At 70.7% G+C, this 21,304-nt stretch carries 15 protein-coding genes; 12 read left to right on the top strand and 3 right to left on the bottom strand.

Annotated features, from left to right (window positions below; genetic code table 11):
- The first annotated feature begins 69 nt into the window (after positions 1–69).
- The 5 genes from ACZ7M7_RS33265 (at position 70) to ACZ7M7_RS33245 (ending at position 6,998) form a co-directional block, all read left to right on the top strand.
- Positions 70–366 carry a DUF503 domain-containing protein gene (locus ACZ7M7_RS33265; RefSeq protein ID WP_383607558.1) on the top strand — a complete coding sequence of 99 codons (297 nt, stop codon included), beginning with the start codon at positions 70–72 and terminating at the stop codon, positions 364–366.
- Between the two features lie 50 nt (positions 367–416).
- Positions 417–890: a 30S ribosome-binding factor RbfA gene (rbfA, locus tag ACZ7M7_RS33260; RefSeq protein ID WP_453823088.1), complete on the top strand. Its 474-nt coding sequence runs from the start codon at positions 417–419 to the stop codon at positions 888–890.
- Entirely contained in the window at positions 887–1,792 is a 906-nt protein-coding gene (gene truB, locus ACZ7M7_RS33255) for a tRNA pseudouridine(55) synthase TruB (RefSeq protein WP_472123442.1), read from the top strand. The genes rbfA and truB overlap by 4 nt, the downstream gene beginning before the upstream one ends.
- A gap of 288 nt (positions 1,793–2,080) precedes the next feature.
- Positions 2,081–5,905 carry a trypsin-like peptidase domain-containing protein gene (locus tag ACZ7M7_RS33250; RefSeq protein ID WP_472123439.1) on the top strand — a complete coding sequence of 1,275 codons (3,825 nt, stop codon included), beginning with the start codon at positions 2,081–2,083 and terminating at the stop codon, positions 5,903–5,905.
- A 145-nt stretch (positions 5,906–6,050) separates the two neighbouring features.
- The gene (locus ACZ7M7_RS33245) at positions 6,051–6,998 is read left to right on the top strand and encodes a bifunctional riboflavin kinase/FAD synthetase (RefSeq protein WP_470945915.1); all 948 of its coding nucleotides are present in this window, start codon (positions 6,051–6,053) and stop codon (positions 6,996–6,998) included.
- Between the two features lie 67 nt (positions 6,999–7,065).
- Here ACZ7M7_RS33245 and ACZ7M7_RS33240 read toward each other — a convergent pair whose 3' ends face one another.
- The 3 genes from ACZ7M7_RS33240 to eccE form a co-directional block, all read right to left on the bottom strand.
- Complete coding sequence (locus tag ACZ7M7_RS33240) at positions 7,066–10,680, bottom strand: SCO5717 family growth-regulating ATPase (protein WP_472123436.1); 3,615 nt, start codon at positions 10,678–10,680, stop codon at positions 7,066–7,068.
- Positions 10,681–10,933: 253 nt separating this feature from the next.
- Positions 10,934–11,770 carry a hypothetical protein gene (locus tag ACZ7M7_RS33235; RefSeq protein WP_427839669.1) on the bottom strand — a complete coding sequence of 279 codons (837 nt, stop codon included), beginning with the start codon at positions 11,768–11,770 and terminating at the stop codon, positions 10,934–10,936.
- Positions 11,770–13,092, bottom strand: coding sequence for a type VII secretion protein EccE (gene eccE, locus ACZ7M7_RS33230; RefSeq protein WP_383607323.1), 1,323 nt, complete (start codon positions 13,090–13,092; stop codon positions 11,770–11,772). Before eccE ends, ACZ7M7_RS33235 begins: the two co-directional genes overlap by 1 nt.
- Before the next feature lie 522 nt (positions 13,093–13,614).
- Here eccE and eccB point away from each other — a divergent pair.
- From eccB to mycP (ACZ7M7_RS33195), 7 genes are all read left to right on the top strand, one after another.
- Positions 13,615–15,201, top strand: coding sequence for a type VII secretion protein EccB (gene eccB / locus ACZ7M7_RS33225; protein ID WP_472123433.1), 1,587 nt, complete (start codon positions 13,615–13,617; stop codon positions 15,199–15,201).
- A 286-nt stretch (positions 15,202–15,487) separates the two neighbouring features.
- Positions 15,488–15,799, top strand: coding sequence for a WXG100 family type VII secretion target (locus ACZ7M7_RS33220; protein WP_328422753.1), 312 nt, complete (start codon positions 15,488–15,490; stop codon positions 15,797–15,799).
- An 82-nt stretch (positions 15,800–15,881) separates the two neighbouring features.
- Positions 15,882–16,172, top strand: coding sequence for a WXG100 family type VII secretion target (locus tag ACZ7M7_RS33215; RefSeq protein ID WP_383607321.1), 291 nt, complete (start codon positions 15,882–15,884; stop codon positions 16,170–16,172).
- Positions 16,173–16,487: 315 nt separating this feature from the next.
- Positions 16,488–17,759 carry a type VII secretion-associated serine protease mycosin gene (mycP, locus tag ACZ7M7_RS33210; protein WP_472123430.1) on the top strand — a complete coding sequence of 424 codons (1,272 nt, stop codon included), beginning with the start codon at positions 16,488–16,490 and terminating at the stop codon, positions 17,757–17,759.
- 55 nt (positions 17,760–17,814) lie between these two features.
- The gene (locus tag ACZ7M7_RS33205) at positions 17,815–18,165 is read left to right on the top strand and encodes a hypothetical protein (protein WP_406196470.1); all 351 of its coding nucleotides are present in this window, start codon (positions 17,815–17,817) and stop codon (positions 18,163–18,165) included.
- Between the two features lie 39 nt (positions 18,166–18,204).
- On the top strand, positions 18,205–19,656 hold the full coding sequence (locus ACZ7M7_RS33200) for a hypothetical protein (protein ID WP_472123427.1): 1,452 nt from the start codon (positions 18,205–18,207) through the stop codon (positions 19,654–19,656).
- 86 nt (positions 19,657–19,742) lie between these two features.
- Entirely contained in the window at positions 19,743–21,086 is a 1,344-nt protein-coding gene (gene mycP, locus ACZ7M7_RS33195; protein WP_472123424.1) for a type VII secretion-associated serine protease mycosin, read from the top strand.
- Positions 21,087–21,304 lie beyond the last annotated feature (218 nt).

Here is a 21,304-nt window from a genome sequence, read left to right as displayed (position 1 = left end):
GGTTCTGATGTCCCTGCCCCACGGATGGCAGGGCCATCGATCCCGTACCGGCGGGTGAACCGGTTACACATGTATGTGGGGACGCTGTCCTTCGACCTCCTCCTCGGCGACGTACGGTCGCTGAAGGAGAAGCGCTCCGTCGTCCGCCCGATCGTCGCCGAACTCCAGCGCAAGTACGCGGTGAGCGCGGCCGAGGTGGACCACATGGACCTCCACCGGCGGGCCGGGATCGGCCTCGCCGTGGTGTCCGGCGACGCCGGGCATCTCACCGACGTACTGGACCGGTGTGAACGGCTGGTCGCCGGCCGTCCGGAAGTGGAACTGCTGGCGGTACGGCGGCGGTTCCACGGCGACCACGACGACTGACGACCACAAGCCAAAGAACGCAGAAGAAAGAAAGAACGGGAGACGGACCAGTGGCCGACAACGCGCGGGCGAAAAAGCTGGCGGACCTCATCCGAGAGGTGGTGGCCCAGAAGCTGCAGCGCGGGATCAAGGACCCGCGGCTCGGCTCGCACGTCACCATCACGGACACCCGCGTCACGGGTGACCTGCGGGAGGCGACCGTCTTCTACACCGTGTACGGGGACGACGAGGAGCGCAAGGCCGCGGCCGCCGGACTGGAGAGCGCCAAGGGCGTGCTCCGCTCGGCCGTCGGGGCGGCTGCGGGCGTGAAGTTCACGCCGACCCTCACCTTCGTCGCCGACGCCCTTCCGGACACGGCCCGGACCATCGAGGACCTCCTCGACAAGGCCCGGCAGTCCGACGAGAAGGTGCGTGAGGTGTCCGCGGGCGCGAAGTACGCCGGTGAGGCGGACCCGTACCGCAAGCCGGGTGCCGAGGGCGAGTCGGACAGCACTGCCGAGACGGACGGCGACACCGCGGAATGACGCAGAAGCACACCACGCCCGACGGCCTTGTCATCGTCGACAAGCCGTCGGGCTTCACTTCGCACGACGTGGTCGCCAAAATGCGCGGCATCGCCCGCACCCGCCGCGTCGGGCACGCCGGCACCCTCGACCCCATGGCGACGGGCGTCCTCGTCCTCGGCGTCGAGAAGGCGACCAAGCTGCTCGGTCATCTGGCCCTGACCGAGAAGGAGTACCTCGGCACCGTCCGTCTCGGCCAGAGCACGATCACCGACGACGCCGAGGGCGAGATCTCGGCGTCGGCCGACGCCTCGAAGGTCACCCGCGAGGCCATCGACGCCGGGATCGCCAAGCTGACCGGCGACATCATGCAGGTCCCCTCGAAGGTCAGCGCCATCAAGATCGACGGCGTGCGCTCCTACAAGCGGGCGCGTGACGGCGAGGACTTCGAGATTCCGGCGCGGCCGGTCACCGTCTCGTCCTTCTCGGTCCACGACGTGCGTGACGCCGTCGCCGAGGATGGCACCGCCGTCCTCGACCTGGTCGTGTCGGTGGTCTGCTCCTCCGGCACCTACATCCGCGCCCTGGCCCGAGACCTCGGCGCCGACCTGGGCGTCGGCGGCCACCTCACGGCGCTGCGCCGCACCCGCGTCGGCCCGTACAAGCTGGACTCCGCCAGGACGCTGGAGCAGCTGCAGCAGGAGCTGACGGTGATGCCGATCGCCGAGGCCGCCACGGCCGCGTTCCCGCGCTGGGACGTCGACGACCGCCGCGCCCGGCTGCTGACGAACGGGGTCCGCCTCGACATGCCCGACGAGTACGCAGGCGTCGGCCCCGTGGCCGTCTTCGCCCCCGAGGGCCGTTTCCTCGCGCTGGTGGAGCAGCACAAGGGCAAGGCCAAGAGCCTGGCCGTCTTCGGCTGAGGCGCCGGGCTCACGGGCGCCGCCTGCCGGTGCCTGCCCGTGGAGCGGCGGTCACGGGGTAGTCCTCTGCCCGCCGCTCCACGGTCCCCCCTCGGTTCCCCCACCCCTAGGGTGTATCCAACGACCCCTGCCTGTTCACCCGTCCGTGCAGGCGCTCGGAGTGAACCGAGGGAGCGGAAGGGGGCGCGTTCGCCGAGCGATCTTTCCCGCTGATCACTTCGCGCCTACCGTCGAAAAAACAGGGCGAGGGCGTATGAGCGTGTGGACGCGCGGCGGGGAGGTTCGACGATGGCGGGACGAGGCCCCGGGGCGGGCGGCGACCGCCGGATGCCGGAGGGGACGCGGACGGCGGGAGACGCGTGGGGTACGCGTGACGCCCTGCGGGGCGTTCGGGATCTGGGGGAGGCATCGGGGCCGTGGAGCACCACGGACGATCTGCCCGGCATCGGCTTGACAGAGACGGACGCCGACCCCCGACGCCCGGACGGCAACGGGTCCTGCGCCGGCGAACGCCCGGATGGCGACGGGTGGGGCGCCCGTCCCCGTGACGAGATCCTGGTCCGCATTCACGACCCGGCCGGCCGGCCCCGCGGCCTCGGGTTCGTGGCCGACCACCACGGCACGGTCGTCACCAGCCATGAGGTCGTCGACGGTCTGCCCGGGCTGGCCCTGTACGCCGCCGAGGGCGGCCGCAGCTGTGTGGTGGACGCGACCGCGGTGACCCGGTTGCCCGCCCTGGACCTGGCTCTCGTACGCACCGAGGGCCTCGGCGTGGAGCCGTTGCCCGTGACCGTGCGGGAGCGGATCGAGACCGGCGCGTACGTCCGGATCGCGGCCGGCGGCTGGCGCGAGGCCCGGGTGCTGGGCGCGGTGGCGGTGACGTACCCGGCGACGGAGCGCCTTCATCTCCTCGACGGCGCCCTGGAGTTGGCGATCGGCACGGCCGGCCGGGACGCGCTGCGGCTGGGCGGAGGGGCGGCCGGGGGACCCGTGCTCGACGCCGGGACCGGCGCCGTCGTGGGCGTCCTCGGCACGGCACTGCAGTCCGGTCACCGTGACGCCGTCTTCGCGGTACCGCTGCTCCCGCAGGCTCTCGTCCGCGCGCGGGCAGGGGAGACCGGCGTCCCGTCCGACGGCCCGCTGGCCGAGCTGCTCGCCGAGAACGCGGCGACGGTGCCGGCGTACGGGGCCGACCTCAACCTCGCGGGCGTACTGGAACTGACGGCCACATCGGTCGGGCAGGACGGTCCGCCCGGGGCCCTGGCGGGCCACGTGGGCCGGGATGACACCGGGGGAGCGGGGGCAGTCGCTCCGGTCGAACGCGCCTCTACCGCAGCGGAGTTCAGCGCCTTCGCAGCGAGCCGGGCCTCCGTGCTGGGCCTGGTCGGGCGTCCCGGCAGCGGCCGTACGACGGAACTCGCGGCCCTGGCGGCCCGCCGCAGCCGCGGCCCGCAGCCGGCCCCCACGCTGTGGCTGCGGGGCGCCGATCTGAGGGACGACGACACCTCGGTGGCCGACGCGGCGCGTCGAGCACTGAACCGGGCGGCCCGCATCGTGGCGGCATCGGCATCGGCATCGGCATCGGCATCGGTATCAGGATCGGGATCGGCGTCGGCGTGCGCCTCGGGTCAGTACTCCGCCGACCCCGGCACCCTGGGCGACACGAGCCCCGAACGGCTGGCCCGCCTCGCCCGCGCCACCGGCCGGCCCCTCCTGCTCCTCCTGGACAGCCCGGAGGAGATGCCCCCCGTCCTCGCCCACGGCCTCACGGAGTGGACCGAGGGCACGGCGGAGTGGCTGCGGGAGACGGGGGCGCGGCTGGTGGTGGCGTGCAGGGCGGAGTACTGGGAGGGCGCCGGCGCCGGGTTCCCGGAGGAGCTGCTGTACGGCTTCGGTGAGGGGTCGGAGCGCGGGAGTTCCGGGCGGTTCCCGCCCTGTGTGCGGCTCGACGACCTCACCCCTGGCGAGGCCCACCTGGCCCGCGCCGGCTACGGCATCCCGGACGGCATCCTCGCCGCACCCGATGCCCGACACCCGCTCACCCTCCGCCTCCTGTCCGAGGTGCGCGCCGCCCTGCCCGACGCCCCCACCGTCCCGGTCGACCGCGTCGACGTTCTCTCCGCCCACCTCGACCTCATGTGCCTGCGCGTCGCCGTCCGCCTCGCCGCCGAGAACGGCCTGCGCGGCACCGCCGTACGCCGCCTCGCCGCCAAGGTCTCCGGCCAGGTCCACGAGGCCGCCCGCCGCAGCCTCGGCCCGGGCCAGGGGGAGCTGGACCGGGAGTCGTTCGAGGCGGTGTTCCCCTGGGGACCCGCCCCCGCGCGGCTCGGCGCCGCCACCGGCTGGGCCTCCGCCGTCCTCACGGAGGGCCTCCTGGTCCCGGCGGGCAACGGCTACCGCTTCGCCCACGAGGAAGTCGCCGACTGGATCCAGGGCATGCACCTCGATCTGGACGAGGCCCTGTACGCCCTGGTCCACCGCAGCCGCACCCACCCCGACGCCGCGCACCCCCTCCCCGTACCGCACCACCGCATCGGCCCCGTCGTCCAAGCCCTCCTGCTGCTCCCACGGCACCACGGTCACCATCAACTCGCCCTGCGGCTGGAGGAGTTGGCCGACGCGCTGGACGCCGACCCGCACTGCTGGTGGGCCGCCCGGCTCATCACCGAGACCCTGCTGCGCGTCCCGGACGCGACGCCGTACCAGGGCGTACTGCGCCTCCTCACCGACCGGATCGTCGCGCGGCGTGGTCACGACAGCGGGGCGCCGCCCGAGTTCGGCCCCGACTTCTGGACCGCGCTGCCGCTCCCGGACGAGGAGCGCCTCGACCTGCTGCGCCGCCTAGTCCTCGCCGACGGCCCGCCGAGCGACGCCGAGGAGGCGCTGAACCCCGGGCAGGCCCGGCACCCCCGGTACCTGGACGCGGTGGCGCGGCTCCTCGCCGCCGACCCCGCCGCCGTACAACCCCATCTCACCCGCTGGTTCGATGACGACCGCCCGCTGCCCGCGACCCCGCACGCGACCGTCGCCCACGCCGCCCAGGCCCTGCTGCACACGCACCGCCACCGCGCCCTCGACGACCTCACCGAGACGCTCGTCGACAGCGCGCACCGCAAGGCCGACGAACTCCTCGCCGTACTGGCCGAGGAGGAACCGTCCGCGATCTGCCGGGCCGTCGACCGCTGGGCGCACGACGAGCGGCCCGCGCGGCGCGTCGCGGCGGTGGCGTACGGACTGCGCGTCGCGCCGCACGTGCGCACCGAGGCCGACCGCGAGCTGCTCCGCTACGCCGCCCTCGCCCTGCTCGCCCGGCCCGGCGACTGCACCCTGCACGGCGGGGCGCTCGCCGTCCTCGTACGGGATCCCCGCACCCGTGGCATCCATCTCCCGCAGGCGCTGGCGCACTTCGTGGCAGCCGACCCGCAGTTCCCGCCGGGCGCCCTGGTCGCCGCCCTCGCGACCCACCCCGACCAGGTCCTCGAGGCCTTCCGGGCGCGGCTGAGCCGACCCGATGCCGGAGAGGCACTGCGCACCCTCGCCGACGTCACCACGCCAGGCCTCGCCCGCCGGGTCACCGCCCTCGTACGGGAGGCGGTGCAGCGGTGCCCCGAGACCGCCGCGGACGTGGCCGTGTACGTAGACCTGCGCCTCGAGCACGGCCCCGGTGCCCGCGTCATCCTCTTCCCGCTGGTCACCGGTCTGCTGGACGGCGGCACGGAACAGGTTCGGGTCGCCCTGGCCGCCGTACTCGCCACTCCCGGTACGCCCGACTCCGGGACCCTGCGGCGCGAGCTCCTGGATTTCCTCCTCGCCAACGAACACGCCCCGGCCGTCCTCGACGCTCTCCTGCACGCCGCCGTCCGGCGCGGCGGCGACCGCCCGGGCGAGCGCCTGCGCGACCTCGTCCACCACATCGGCATGCTCCTGGTCCGCACCCAGGACGGCGCGGCCCGCTTCGACCGCGGCCTGGTCGACCTGGGCCGCCGCGTTCCCGGCTTCGCCGCCCAGGTCGCCGCCTGGTTGACCGACACCCCGCAGGACTGGGCGGCGGTGGTGGGCCCGAGCACCCGCCGGATGATCGAGAACCTGGCCGGCGTCCGAGTCCCCGCATGAATCCCGGGTTGTCACGTGCACCCGGTCACAGCACCCATGCCGATGCGGGCCGGAAGGGCCCGGCATGGCACCCTTAGACCTGCGTAAGACCGTATGAGCGAAGACGGACACGGGTTCGACGACTTTGCGACAAGGAGCAGGCACAGTGCAGCGCTGGCGTGGCTTGGAGGACATCCCCCAGGACTGGGGGCGCAGCGTCGTCACCATCGGCTCCTACGACGGTGTGCACCGCGGGCACCAGCTGATCATCCGGCATGCCGTGGACCGCGCGCGTGAGCTTGGCGTCCCCGCGGTCGTCGTCACCTTCGACCCGCACCCCAGCGAGGTCGTCCGCCCCGGCAGCCACCCGCCCCTGCTCGCCCCGCACCACCGGCGCGCCGACCTCATGGCCGAGCTGGGCGTGGACGCGGTGCTGATCCTCCCCTTCACGACCGAGTTCTCGAAGCTGTCGCCGGCCGACTTCGTCGTCAAGGTCCTGGTCGACAAGCTGCACGCCAAGGCGGTCGTCGAGGGCCCGAACTTCCGCTTCGGACACCGCGCCGCGGGCAACGTCGAGTTCCTCGCCGAGCAGGGCAAGATCTACGACTACGAGGTCGAGGTCGTCGACCTGTACGTGACCGGCGAGGCCGGCGGCGGCGAGCCCTTCTCCTCCACCCTGACCCGGCGCCTGGTCGCCCAGGGCGACGTCGAGGGCGCCGGCGAGATCCTGGGCCGCCCGCACCGTGTGGAGGGCGTGGTCGTACGCGGGGCGCAGCGGGGGCGGGAGCTGGGCTTCCCCACCGCCAACGTGGAGACCCTCCCGCACACCGCCATCCCCGCCGACGGCGTGTACGCCGGCTGGCTGCACGCCCAGGGCGAGGTGATGCCGGCGGCGATCTCCGTCGGCACGAACCCGCAGTTCGACGGGACCGAGCGCACGGTGGAGGCGTACGCGATCGACCGTGTGGGCCTGGACCTGTACGGCCTGCACGTCGCCGTCGACTTCCTCGCCTTCGTCCGCGGCCAGGCGAAGTTCGAATCGCTGGAGGGCCTGCTGGAGCAGATGGCCCAGGACGTCAAGCGCTGCCGCGAGCTGGTGGCGGCCGCCGAGTAGCCGCTCCTACGACGCCGAAGGGCGGCCGGTACCTCAGGGGTACCGGCCGCCCTTCGTTGTGCACGGGCTACTGCTGGGTCCAGCCGGGCGGTACGGCGCCCTGCTGCGGCTGCTGGCCCTGCTGCGGGTCCTGCGGCGGCGGTGCCTGCTGCTGCCAGCCCTGGCCCGGCGCGGGCTGCTGCGGGGGCTGCCCCCAGCCCTGACCCGGCTGCGGAGCACCGCCCTGCTGGGGGTACGGCTGCTGGGGCTGCTGCTGCGGGGGCGGGTAGCCGCCCTGCTGCGGGTGCTGCTGGTACTGCATGTTCGGGTTGCCGAAGCCCTGCTGCGTGCGCGCGATGTCCTCGGCGATGAGCGCGGCGAGGTCGAAGTAGGCCTCGCGGGTCTTGGGGCGCATCATTTCGAGGTCCACCTCGGCGCCCGCCGAGAGGTGCTCGTCGAAGGGGATCACGACGACACCGCGGCAACGGGTCTCGAAGTGCGCGACGATGTCTTCCACCTTGATCATCTTGCCCGTCTCGCGGACACCGGAGATCACGGTGACCGACCGCTGGACGAGGTCGGCAAAGCCGTTCGCCGACAGCCAGTCGAGGGTCGTCGAGGCGCTGCTCGCTCCGTCCACCGACGGGGTCGAGATGATGATGAGCTGGTCGGCGAGGTCCAGCACACCGCGCATGGCGCTGTAGAGCAGGCCGGTACCGGAGTCCGTGAGGATGATCGGGTACTGCCGCCCCAGCACGTCGAGCGCGCTGCGGTAGTCCTGGTCGTTGAAGGTGGTGGAGACCGCCGGGTCCACGTCGTTGGCGATGATCTCGAGGCCCGAGGGGGCCTGCGAGGTGAAGCGGCGGATGTCCATGTAGCTGTTGAGCTGCGGGATCGCCTGGACCAGGTCACGGATGGTGGCACCGGTCTCACGCCGCACCCGTCGGCCGAGGGTGCCGGCGTCCGGGTTGGCGTCGATCGCCAGGATCTTGTCCTGCCGCTCGGTGGCGAGGGTCGCGCCCAGCGACATGGTCGTCGTGGTCTTGCCGACGCCGCCCTTGAGGCTGATCACCGCGATCCGGTAGCAGGACATCACCGGTGTCCGGATCAGACCCAGCTTCCGCTCCCGCTCCGCCTGCTCCTTCTTGGCGCCGAGCTTGAAGCGGGACGGGCCCTGGTTGTTCTTGCGCGCCTTGGGCTGGTTGCGCAGCAGCCGGTCGGAGGACAGCTCCACGGCGGCGTTGTAGCCGAGCGGGGTTCCGGGCGCGGCTTGCTGCTGCTGGGGCGCGCCGGGGCCGGCCTGAGGTCCGGGCGGGGCGCTCCAGCCCTGGTTGCCCTGATTGCCCGGCTGGCCGTAGGCGGCGGGGTTCTGCTGCGGATGCTGTTGCTGCTGCGGGGCGCCGCCCTGCTGGGGCTGGGCCGGGGGCTGCTGCTGGGGTGCGGGCTGCTGCGGCGCGGGCTGTTGGGGCTGGGCTGCCTGCGGGTAGCCGTAACCGCCTTGCTGGGGCGGGTAGCCGTAGCCGGGCTGCGCGGGGGGTTGCGGCTGCTGCGGGTAGCCGTATCCGTCGGCCTGGGGGTGCGTCGGCTGGGGCTGCGGCTGTGCGGGCTGCGGCTGACCGGCGTGCGGGGCCTGCTGCGGGTAGCCGTAACCGGCGGCCTGCGGGTGTCCGGGCTGAGCTTGTCCGGGCTGATGCGCCTGCCGTGGGTCGGCGGGGGCGGGCTGGCCGCCCTGGGCCGGATATCCGGGCTGGGCCTGGGGCTGAGCCGGGCCGAACGAGCCCTGGGCGGGGGGCTGGTGCGGAGGCTGACCCGGGTGGCCGGGCTGACCGGGGTGGCCGGCCTGGTCCGGGAGCGGCTGACCGGCGTGCGGGGCCTGCTGCGGGTAGCCGTAACCGGCGGCCTGCGCAGCGGCGGCGGCCTGCTGGTCAGGTTGTCCGGCATGCGGCGGCATTCCCTGGACGGGTTGCGCCGGTGTGAAGCCCTGAGGCAGCGGAGGGAGCGCCTGGTTGGGGTGGGGCTGGGCCTGCGGCTGCTCCGGGGCCTGGCCGGTGGGCTGGGCCTGCGGCGGCATGGGGGTCTGGCCGGTCGGCTGAGCCTGGGGCTGCGGTGCCTGGGCCGCGGGCGGCTGTGCGGGACCAGCGGGCGCGGGGGCGGCCTGCGCCTCGGCCTCTGCGTCCGGCTCCGCTTCCGGGGTGGCCGGGGGGTCGTTCTGGGGCGCGGCCTGAGTGGGGGAGTCGGCGTCGGCCTGGGCGTGGTGCTCCGGCTCGTCGACCTCCGCGACGGGCGCGGATCCGGTGGAGTCGGCCGACTCCACCTCGTCGCTCCGCTCGTCGTCCGCCTCTACGTCGTCGTCGGCATCGCCGAACAGTCGCGCGGCCTCGGCGTCGGCGGCGGCGTGGTTGAGCTCGGCCTCCGGCTCAGCCACGGGCTCCGCCACCGGCTTTGCGGGTGTGGGCTGCTCGGGCGCGGGCGCCACCGGGACGCCGGCTGCCGGGGTGGCCGGCGAGGCCGGTCCGCCCTGAGCGTCGGGGTCGACCGGGCGCAGCACGGGGAAGCCGGGGGCGCCGGGGGGCGGGGCGGGCGTGTGCTGTTGGGGCGCGGTGGGCGGCTGGGCAGGCGTCTGGGGCTGAGCCGCAGCCGGGGGCTGGGCGGGCGTGTGCTGTTGGGGCACGCCGAACCCGCCGGAGGTGTCCTGGCCCTGTCCCGGCTGGGGCGCGCCGAAGCCGCCGGACGTGTCGTGACCCTGCTGCGGGACGCCGTAGCCGCCGGAGGTGTCCTGGCTCTGTCCCTGCTGGGGTACGCCGAATCCGCCGGACGTGTCCTGACCCTGCCCCTGTTGGGGATAGCCGTATCCGCTGGCCGCCGGGTCACCCGGCGCGGACTGCTGCTGGGGTACGCCGAATCCGCCGGACGTGTCCTGACCCTGCCCCTGTTGGGGATAGCCGTATCCGCCGGCCGCCGGGCCACCAGGCGCGGACTGCTGCTGGGGTACGCCGAAGCCGCCGGACGTGTCCTGACCCTGCCCCTGTTGCGGATAGCCGTATCCGCCGGCCGCCGGGTCACCCGGCGCGGACTGCTGCTGGGGAATGCCGAAGCCACTCGACGTGTCCTGGCCCTGGCCCTGCTGAGGCGCGCCCGGGCCAGCCTGCTGGGGATAGCCGTACGCGCCGGCCGCGGGGTCACCGGGCGCGGACTGCTGCTGGGGAACGCCGAAGCCACCCGACGTGTCCTGGCCTTGACCCTGCTGAGGCGCACCGGCGCCCGGCTGCTGGGGATAGCCGTATCCGCCGGCCGCGGGGTCCGGCGCGGACTGCTGCTGCGGAAAGCCGTAGCCACCCGTGGCGGGGCCGCCCTGCTGGTGCGTGTTGGGCGTGCCCTGAGCCGGAGTCTGCTGGGAGGGCTGGGCCGGCTGCGCGGGCGGCTGAGGGATGCCCTGGGCCGGTGGCTGCGCCGGTCCGGGAGCGTAGGGAGCGGGCCCGCCGGGCGGGCCGGTGGGCGACCCGACGGGCGCACCGGTCGGCGGTGGTGGCGATGGCGGACCGGAATCCTGCTGACCACCGGCCGAGGAACCGCTTTGCGTACTTTGGGCGTACCAGGCGGGAGGTGTGTAGACGATTTCGAACTCGCCGGTGAGATCCACCTCGTGATCGTCCCCGTCCGAGGAAGGGCTCCCGCCGTTGTACTCGGACCGATCCCTGTTCACTGCTTGCCTCCTGGTCAGCCACTGCTGCTGAGCTGGTCGTCGTCGCGGCCGGGCGGACCGAGTGGCGAGTCCCACTCGACTGCGATCGTCACCGCACCACCAGAAGCCTAATCACTCGCATGGCGGGACGGAAAAGCCCCCATGGGCGCGGACGCTATAGCTCCGGGTGCGTGGGCGGAAGAGCCTCATGGGTGCGGACGGAAACCCCCCTGGGCTCGGCCTTGTTGGGCCGCGCCCAGGGGACGACGACCTGTCAGTCCATACGGCGGGCCACGCCGAGCAGGCCCGTCTCCGCGTCGGTGGGGTCGGTCATGACGAACTTCTGGTGCTTACGAGTGCACCACAGAGCGACGCCGTCATGCAGGGTCGGCAGGTGCTGGAGCTGGTCCTCCGGGATGCCCAGGGTGTCCCGCACGGCCTCGGTCTCGTACGGCGAGATGCGCTGGATTCCGACGAGATGGGCCTGGGACAGCCAGCGCGGCGCGTGCTCGCTGACGAAGGGCAGTACCGTCACCACGGCCTGCCACGGCACGGACGTCACCCGACCGCGCGGCGGGCGGATACCGCAGTCCCGGAACAATACGACCGGACTGGACACGGACGGACCCTGCGCGGGCACGCGGCCCACCGGGTACACCGTCACGCACTGCTGGCCGCCGCCGGCCGCCTGGGCCAACTGCTGCCAGGCCTGCGGACGTCCGGTCTCGACGCCCACCCGCGCACCCGTCGCCGCGGCGCGCAGCGCGAGCACCTGGGCGAGCCACAGGCCACCCACGAGCACGATGTCGAAGGGAGTGGGACGGGACAGCCCGAGCACGGCCGGCTGCGACTCCGGGTCGGTGCCGATGATCACACCGTCGTCACCGAGCGGCATGCTGATCGCGGCGAGCTCGTCGGCGCTGACGACATGACGGTTGCGGCGCGGCCCGCGCAGCCCGAAGCCGGGGCTGAAGATGCGGCGTTGCTGCTGCGTCTCCGGCTGCCGGATGATCGGGATCATGCCGGTGTCGGAGGGGGAGGCCACGTGTGCCGGAGTGCGCCCGGGGGCCCGGCCCTGCTGCCCCGGGGGCATGGTGGCGGGGTGGGACATCAGTACGTACCTCCGAGCGGCAGAGTGGCGAGGGCGCCGGGAACCTGCTCCCGGTCGAGACGGACCAGACCGACCTTCGCGGTACTCGCGGCCCGCTCCAACTCCCGCCCCACCTGGCCGAGTTCATCGTCACCGCGGGCGGTGACGCGGACGTGCCCGGTGAGGGAGACGCCCCGGTTGCCGGCCTTGCTCAGGGTCATGCTGAACGTCGTCGCGAGCAGGGGCAGCGAGGTGAGCCGTGTGACCAGCTCGGGCAGCGCCACGCCACCGTTGCCCAACTGCGGCCAGCGGGACACCCAGTACGTGGTGTGCCACCGGTCGTCGACCCGCCAGGTGCGGACCGCCTCGACCGTACGGCGCTGGGAGGCCCGGCCGTCCTGCCCGTGCTGCGCGTTGGCGCGCGGGTTCAGACAGCTGGACGTCGCCAGCGCCTGCACCAGCTCGGTCTCGTCCAGGATCGTCGCCTTGAAGCCGGCCCCGGCCAGTCGGCTCGCCAGCTGGTCGGCCACGCGCAACAGCGCGCGCTGCGCACCGGGGACACCGTCGCCGCGGGCCTGAACGGCCTCCGCGCACAGCTCCGGGTCGAGCTTGAGGGCGACCCAGGTGAGCCGGAGCGCTGGGGAACCGGCCTGCGCCTGGAGGGGGCCGTAGGAGCGCGCGGCGAGCGACTGCTGCGGCAGGTGCGGCGCGGGCGCCGGCTGGGTGTGCTGCACGACCTGCACGGAGGCGAGCCGGATCCCGTCGACCTCCAGGGCATCCTGGATCAGCCGCAGAGGCAGCTGCCGTCCGGCGGCGGCGGGGCGCAGCGGCTCGTCGGCCGGCTGCACGAAGAGGACGGCGGTCAGGAAGGTCCCGTCGCCGATCATGCCGATCGAACGGTCGTCGCGGGACACGAACGAGTACGTCCGCAGGGCGGGGTCGCACTCCACGACCGGCGCCAGCATCGCGTCCGTTCCGGGCGGCACGGGCTGCTTGGCGTCGCGGCGACGCTGCCTGAGCGCGCGTGTCGTCTCGTACCACTCGGGCAGCGGACGGCGGCCCCGGCGCAGTACGGCCAGGAGCAGCAGCAGCGCCGCCACGGCACCGGCCGGGGCCAGCAGCCAGGAGGCGTCGGCGACCCAGGCGGCCAGCATGACCGCCGCCGCGAGCTCCACCAGGATGAGCTGCTGCAGCCGTACCGGACCGAGTCCGCCGGGGCGGGGCAGCGTGCGCGGCGACGCGGCGGCGGGCGCGGCCGGGGCAGCGGACGTACGTCTGCCGCCCGGACCTCCCTGTTGCTGCGGTGCGCGGCGTCCGCGCCGAGTGCTCGTAGCGCTGGTCATCCCCCGGGACATCCCTTTCGCGAAGTAGTGGCCGTCGGTCGGGCGGGATCCGCTGTCCGGGATCCCCGCGACGGGCCAGGGGCACCGTTGGCCCACAACATCCATGCGGGTGGCTCACGGTACCCGCTGCACAACACCAGGCGACACAGGGGACACCCAAACCCCAGGTGGACACCCTGTCATGGACCGGCCCCGCATGGTGGAGCGCTGCGGTGAAGCTCTGTGAAGATGCGGGGGCGGCCGCGCACCTGATGGATCGTGGCCGCGTGGCGCAAGGCATAGTAGGTCCCTGCGCGGGTGCCTGCGCGGCTGAACGGGCCTTGTGAGGCGGCCGAACCGGCCTTGCGAGGCAGCCGGACCGCTCCTGTGGGACCGGCCGAATCGGTCGTACGGGACCGGTCGAACCGGGCTTGTGGGACCGGCCTTTCGAGCACGACCGAGCATCACTGACGCGTTTGAGCACACAACCGCGATCGAATCTCACATCACGATCGAGCATCACAAACGGGAGATACGGGGACCATGGCAAAGCAGCGTCGGGATGAGCTCGCCGCCTACACGTTCGCTCGCAAGCGCACTGTCGCAGCGTTCCTGGCGCCGTCGCCGGGCGGATCCGAAGAGGGCGCGCCGCGTCCCGTTCGTACCGTGATGCCCAGTCTCGCGGTGGGCGTGGTGCTGGTCATCGGCTTCATCGCGTGGGGCGTGATCAAGCCCGCGGCACCCAAGGGCTGGGACACACCGGGCGAGTACATCATCGTCGACAGCGACTCCACGACGCGCTACGTCATCCTCAACGACGAGGCGTCCAACGGCGACAAGACGAAGACGCTGCACCCGGTCCTCAACTACGCGTCCGCCAAGCTCCTGCTCGACAAGGGCAAGGGCAGCGTCATCGAGGTCCCCGGCAAGGAGATCGACAAGAGCGGCATCCCGCACGGCGCGACCCTGGGCATCCCGTACGCCCCCGACCGGCTGCCCGCCAAGGGCGACGCCGAGGAGGAGAAGACCTGGGCGGTGTGCGAGCGGCCGGCCCCGGGGTCGGCCAACGCCATCGACCGCGCCGTCTTCGTCCTCGACACCGACGACGCAAAGTCGGTCAACAACTCGGGGAAGGTCGGCACGGGCAAGGCCCTGTACGTCGCCAACTCCAAGACGAAGCAGGAATACCTGATCGACGGCAAGGGAACCCGCTTCCTGCTGGGCCGCCCGGGCCTCGACGTCACCACCATGGAGAAGCTGCGCGCCGCCGTCATCGGTGGTGAGGCCGAGCCGCAGTCGGTGAGCCCGGAGTGGCTGAGCACCTTCAACGACGGCGGCGTCCTCACCTTCCCGACGGTTCCTGGCGCCGGGAACGCCACCTCGGTCCAAGGGCTCCCCGCGGAGGCGAGCACGGTGGGCAGCGTGCTCAAGGCGAACGACGCGGGAGGCGAGCGGTACTACGTCGTCCTCAAGGACGAGATCGCGGCCATCACGCCTCTCGTGGCCGACCTGCTCAAGCTGGCGACCGGGGCGGACGCCCGCGACGACACCGTGGTCAGCACCTCGGACATCATCGACGCCAACGGCGGCCGGGCGGACACCTTCTACCAGGACAAGGGCTGGCCCCAGACCGTCCTGGCGCAGGCCAACTCCACCGACGCGGCGAGCGGCGAGGCCCGCACCACCTCGTGCAGCGTCTACAAGGGCGGCATCGGCGCGGACAGGAAGCCGGAACTCGCGGCCTGGGCCGGCTCGGCGTACCCGAAGAAGGTCATCGCCGACTCGCTGGGCGCCTACGTCTCGTCCGGCTCGGGCCTGCTCTTCCGGGAGATCGTCGGCACGGAGGCCGGTGGCGGTGCGGTGTACCTGCTGACGGACACGGGCCTGCGGTACTCCCTGCCGACGAACAACGACAGCGGTGCGAAGTCAAGCGGCAGCGCTTCCGCCGCGTCGGCCGCGAGCGGGGCTTCGCAGGGCGACGCGAGCGAGACGGACAAGGCACGCACGCGGCTGGGCTACGAGGCCGTCTCCAACTCCAACATGGCGATCGTGCCGCAGACGTGGGCGACCTTCATCCCGAAGGGGCCGATGCTGGACACGGGGAGTGCGGCGCAGCCGCAGAGTCAGTGACGTGATGATGGTCGCGCCTTGGGGCCCGGGGGCACTGTCCCGCGGCCCCTGGCGGCGGCCCGAGCCGGCGATATGCCAACGGGCAAGCGGGCAACAGCACTTGAGAGTAAGACGGCCAGACAGTCACGAGATGATCGCCCAAGTGTGTGAGCCGTGTAACTGATTGGTCTTGCCTGTGGTTGAGTGACAGGCTGACGATAGAGTGTTTGCAGCGCTCAAGCGTGCGAAGCTCCTCCGGGTACCCGCGTTGGTCCCCGGATAACGACGACATGGGGGAAGGTTCATCATGGCCGGCCAGTTCCGGGTAACAGAGGACGAACTCACCAAGCTCTCCGGCGACATCAGCACTGCGAACGGTCAGCTGCAGGGCGAGATCCGCCGCCTCAACGGAGTGATCGACCAGATCGCCGGCGGCTGGAAGGGCCAGGCGGCGCAGTCCTACCGCCAGCTGCAGGATCGTTGGAACGCGGACGCGAAGAGGATGAGCGACATCCTCAACGACATCAAGGAAGCCGTGGACTCCACGCGGAGCAACTACTCCGCCTCGGAAGAGCAGCAGAACGCGGAGATCAGCAAGATCATGTCCGACTTCGGCTGATAGAGCCGTTTCAGTCGGCACATCTCTGCTGTTCGTGCTGTTCAAGACTCCACAGATTTCCTCCGATTCTTCCTGAAAGGGAATGACGATGTCGATCCTCGTCAATTACGCAACCATCACCAATGCGTCCACCGACGTGAAGTCCACCGCCGGTCGCATCAAGCAGCAGCTCGACGACCTCGAGGCCGCGGTCAAGCGTGTCGCCAGCACCTGGGAAGGTGAGGCGCAGGAGGGCTACCAGCGTAAGCAGCGCGAATGGGACAAGACCGCCCAGGACCTGCACGCGACCCTGCTGAAGATCTCGACGGCCCTGCAGAGCGCCGCCGAGAACTACCAGGCCACTGAGAAGAGCAACGCCGGCACCTGGGGCTGAGCCCGTAGGCGACCCGAGGGATTTGAGATGAGGGAAATCGGCCCAGCCGACGCCACGGCGTCCGCTGGGCCGACCTCTGCTTCGGGGTCGTACACAGCTTCTCCGGAACCGGACGGATCCGCTCCGGATGAGCACACGGCAAATCCCGCGAACCTTCACACCCACCGCAACACCCGTGACACACACATGACCCAGCTTCGAAGGAAGCAAGGAAGCCCTGGGGGCCTGAACATGAGGGGCCTGAACGTGACGGGCCGCACAGTCCGCACGCGTAGCCGAACCAGTGGAACCCGCGCACTGCAGCGGGTTTTCGGCGTGCTCGCGGTGACGGGGATCTGCGTGGCGTCGGCGCCGCCCGCGCTGTCGGCACCGACGGACACGACGACGCCCACCCGCCTCGCGGACTCGCGGGACTCCGCCTCGGGTGGCTCCGGCTCCTCCGACGCCCCCGAGTTCGGCCTGTCGGCCAGCACGGAATGCGCCTTCGGCGGCAACGTCATCAAGTCCACGCCCTGGTCACTCCAGCGGATCCTCCTGGACCAGCTGTGGGAACAGGCGACGGGCAAGGACGTCAAGGTCGCGGTGATCGACACGGGCGTCGACAGGTCGAACAAGCAGCTGAGCAGTGCCGTGTCAGGCGGCAAGTCCTACGTCGGCGGTTCCGCCACCAAGGACATTGAGGGCCACGGCACCCGGGTCGCCGGCATCATCGGCGCCCGCCCGCTCAAGGGCACGGGCTTCGTTGGTATTGCGCCGGACACCGAGATCCTCTCCTACCGCTACACGGGCGGAGAGGGGGACAAGCAGGGCAACTCGGAGACGATGTCCCAGGCGATCGCCGCCGCGGTGGCCGCGGGCGCGAAGATCATCAACATCTCTTCGGACACCGCGAACAAGGAAGACAACGAGGGTCTGCGTCGTGCCGTGGCCAACGCGGTGGGCGACGGAGCCCTGATCGTGGCGGCCGCCGGCAACGACGGAGCGGACGGCAAGCCGGCGAACACGTACCCCGCCTCGTACCCGGGCGTCCTGGCGGTGGCCGCCTCCGACCGCAACGACGAACGCGCCTTCTTCTCGCAGGCGGGCGACATGGTTGACGTCGCGGCACCTGGCGTCGGCATGGTCTCCACGGTCCCGTTGGGCGGCCAGTGCACCGCCGACGGCACGAGCTTCGCGGCCCCATACGTCGCGGGCGTCGCGGCCCTCCTGAAGCAGAAGTACCCGGACTGGACCGCGGCGCAGATCGCCACCCGCATCGAGGAAACGGCCCAGCGTCCGGGACGAGGCCCCAACCAGTACATCGGCTGGGGAGTGGTCGACCCGGTAGCCGCGTTGTCGGAGACATCGACACCGGGCACGTCCCCGACACCGGATCCGCCGGTGACGGCCGGATCGGGTGGCGTCATCCCCATGGCAGTGACGATGGGGGAGACCGAGGCGGAGCGCGAACGCCGGGTGGCCATCTATGTGTTGGGCACAGGGCTGGCTCTTGCATTGGTGGTTGCGGGGAGCGGGGTTGCTGTGCGGGACTGGCGTAGTCGGAGGGTCGGCCGGGCCGGTGCGCCCGCCGGTCGACTTGGGCGATGACTGAGCACCGAGTGGGTGCTGACAACTTGAGGAACAGGGGAGAGGACAACGGGGTATGAGTAACGGGATGCGGGTTGACCTGAGCGCGATGGATGAGGTCATCCGGAAGCTCTGGACCTTGCTGGACGATATGGATAAGGCCGGGCAGACGTCGCGGTATAACACGGAGATCCCGATGGATGCGTTCGGGAACACGTGCCTCTTCAGGGAGGCCGGGGATCTGCATGCGGCCCACGGGACCATGAAGACCGATCTTGAAACTGCGATCAAGAGTCTGCATGGGCTGATCGATAAGTTCGGCACGAGTACCTCCAAGGTCAAGGACAAGTACACCGAGCAGGAGTACGCGAACAAGAACCAAATGGGTGGTGACACGGGGAGCTCGAGCGGCTCGTTTGCAAGGTAGTCCGATCGAGAATCACCTGTTAGAGGGAGGAGTTCAAAAATGGCTGGTGAAAAGGACCTGCCCAAGCCCGAAATCGTGAATGACACCTGCGTTGCGGACCCTGAGCGACCTCAGACCAAGACTCAGTTCATCGACTACTCGTTGAAAGAACTCAAGCAGATGCTTGAGGGCACTAACCCCGGGGCCATCGAGGAGGTCGGTCGTCACTGGGGGAAGGTCAACGAGATTCTTTCCGGTGGCGAGGGCGGTGGCATCGCAGCGCTGCTCGACAAGGCGGTCGACAATGTCCTGGAGCACTGGGAAGGGGATGCTGCTCGGAGCTTTGAGAAGAAGGCTCGAGAAATCTCTCAGAGCATCAGGAATGCAGCGTGGCACGCCGATCTCAACAGCGGTCAGATGGCTGACGCTGGGTCGCAATTGCGCAGATTCAAGGCGCAGCTGGACGAAATCGAAGAGCCTAGCGGCTGGGCCAAGGTCGGCGACGCTCTCAGCGACTGGAAGTGGGACAACGGCGAAGCAGTCGCAAGCGATCTTCAGGATCGCAAGCTGACCGCCAAAGAAGTAGCGGAGATCAACGAAGGCAAGATCGGCGCGAGCCGTGAAGCACAACTCAACGGCGTGGCCGTCATGGAGAACCTTGCGGCCCAGTACATCCGGGTTAAGGGAAATCTGGATAGGAATCGTCCGGTTACGGATGACAAGGGCAACATCAAGGACCCGAACCGTGACGTGGAGTACCCGCCGCCAGTCACGCCACCTACGGGAGGGGCATCCCGGCCAGGGGCGTCAGGCGCAGCCCCCAAGCCGTGGAGCGCCGGCCCGACCGCTACTGTCAAGCCAGCTCCCGCCGTCCCCCGTGACCAGGGCATCACTGGGGGCACGCAACTCCCGACAGCCAAGACGAAGGTGGACAGCATCACGCCTGGTCTGACGGGGCCCGGTCCGGCACCCAGCACCGGCGTGGGAGGCGGTGGCGGCGGCGGGCTTGGTACCGGCGGTTCTCAGGGCCCAGGCATCATGGCACCTGGCGGAGGTTCTGGCTTCGGCCGTGGAGCCACGGCCGGGCGTGGGGGCATCGGAGCAATGGGCGGTCGCGGTGGTATGACTGGAGGCGGCGCGGCATCAGGTCGTGGCGCCGGTGGCCGAGCCGGTATGGGCGGTATGGGTGGCGGTGGAGCCGGTGCGGCTGGCCGGGGTGGCGCTGCTGCCGGCGGTCGTGGTGCCCTGGCGAAGGCCCGTGGCGGTGTCGTTGGCGCGGCCAAGGGAATTGCCGGCAAGGGCGCCGGCGGCGGCGCGGGTCTGCACGGCAGCCGCGGTGGAACCCAGCGTGGTGGCATGGCCGGTGGCATGGGCGGCATGGGTGGTCGCAACGGACGTCGGCCCGAGGACGAGAACAGCCGGGGTGACCGTCCCGACTACCTGGTCGAGGACGAGGAAACCTGGATCTCGGAAGAAGATCGCAACCGCAACGTACCGCGGACCATCGAGTAGCACACGAAGCGAGCCGCACGGAGAGCGTGCGGCTCGCTTGTATGAAGACTGGCGTAACCAGTCGTGGTTGAGTGAGGAGCAAAGCAGTGAGTTTCAAGCGAGTCCGGTCTGCGGCGGGAGTCGTGGCGCTGACAGGAGCTTTGCTCCTCACTACTGCACCAACCGCGTCCGCGGACTACGTCAGAGACCAACAGTGGGTCCTGGACGCGTTCGCGGTAGAAGACGTTTGGGCTGAATCCCAAGGACAGGGCGTTACCGTTGGGGTTGTCGACTCGGGAGTCGACGCGAGTCACCCTGATCTGACGGGCCAGGTCCTTGAGGGGAAAGACTTCACTGGCGGAGATAACGCTCAAGAAGACAAGCTCGGACACGGGACGGGTATGGCCAGCATTATTGCTGGCCACGGCCACGGTTCGGGAAACTCGTCCGGCATGGTAGGACTCGCGCCGAAAGCGAAGATCCTGCCACTACGTGCTCTCCAGACGGAGAAGGACGCACTTCATGACGAGACCTGGGCAGCAGCGGTTCGGTATGCAGTGGATCAGGGTGCGAAGGTCATCAATCTCTCCTTCGCCAATGATGGTGGCAAGACACTGAGCGACGGCCGGGCGGCAATCGCCTATGCGCAAGCTCACGACGTTGTTGTGGTTGCAGGCGCAGGGAACGACGGCTCCATCGCAGTCGACGAGCCAGCTGCGCTACCTGGTGTTGTCGCCGTTGGCGCTATCGACCAGGACGCCAATCGCTGGGACGGCTCAAACACCGGAAAGGGGCTGGCCCTTATGGCTCCTGGTGTCGAGGTTCTCGCAGCAGATCCGACTCGATCGCAGCAGTACAGCTTGCAAAACGGTACTTCGGATGCCACAGCCTATGTATCTGCCGCCGCCGCCCTCGTCCGATCAAAGTACCCCGACCTCACGGCAGGCCAAGTAATCAACCGCCTGATCAAGACGGCCACCTTCGCACACCACAAGGGGTTGAAGGCGCCCGACGAGGAGTACGGCTACGGGATCGTCCGCCCCTACTCGGCGCTCACGATGGACATCCCCGCCGGCCCCAAGAAGAACCCTCTCGGCCAGCTCAAGTCCTCCACCTCGACCTCCAGCGAGGCGGCCAACGGGACCGATACGTCGACGCAGGCCAAAAAGAAGAAGAAGTCCTCCTCCTCCAGCAGCCTCCTCCTTGTCGCCGGTGGTGTCGCAGTCGTCGTGGTAATCGGCGCCATCGCCTTCGTGGTGCTCCGCAACCGCCGCAACGGCGGCAATGGTGGCCCCGGTTCCGGCGGCGGAGGATCGCAGTACCCCGGCTACCCGTCAACCCCGCAGCCGTACCCGGGCCCCGCTTCGAACCAGGGGTACCCTGCCTCTCCGGGGCAGGCCCCGCAGCATCCCGGCCCGTACACTCAGCAGCCCCCGCAGCAAGGGCGCTAAGGGGCAAGCCCTTCTCGTCTGTGGCAGTTAGAGGCGCATCCGGTTCCCGCGAAAGGGTGCGCCTACCGCAGAGGTGAATCCAACGGGACTCTGAACTCGGAGTTGTCGGATCCGAATTCTCGGTCCGTTGCCGACGAGATGGCGTCGAGAAGAGTGACCTGGTTGTCAAAAAGGAGAAGGGGTTCCCATCGATGGGTGCCATCGTCGTCGTAGTTGGT

Source organism: Streptomyces sp. NPDC111606 (assembly GCF_055656945.1).
The sequence above is the reverse complement of the archived record's forward strand: the minus strand, read 5'-3'. Positions and strand labels throughout refer to the sequence as shown.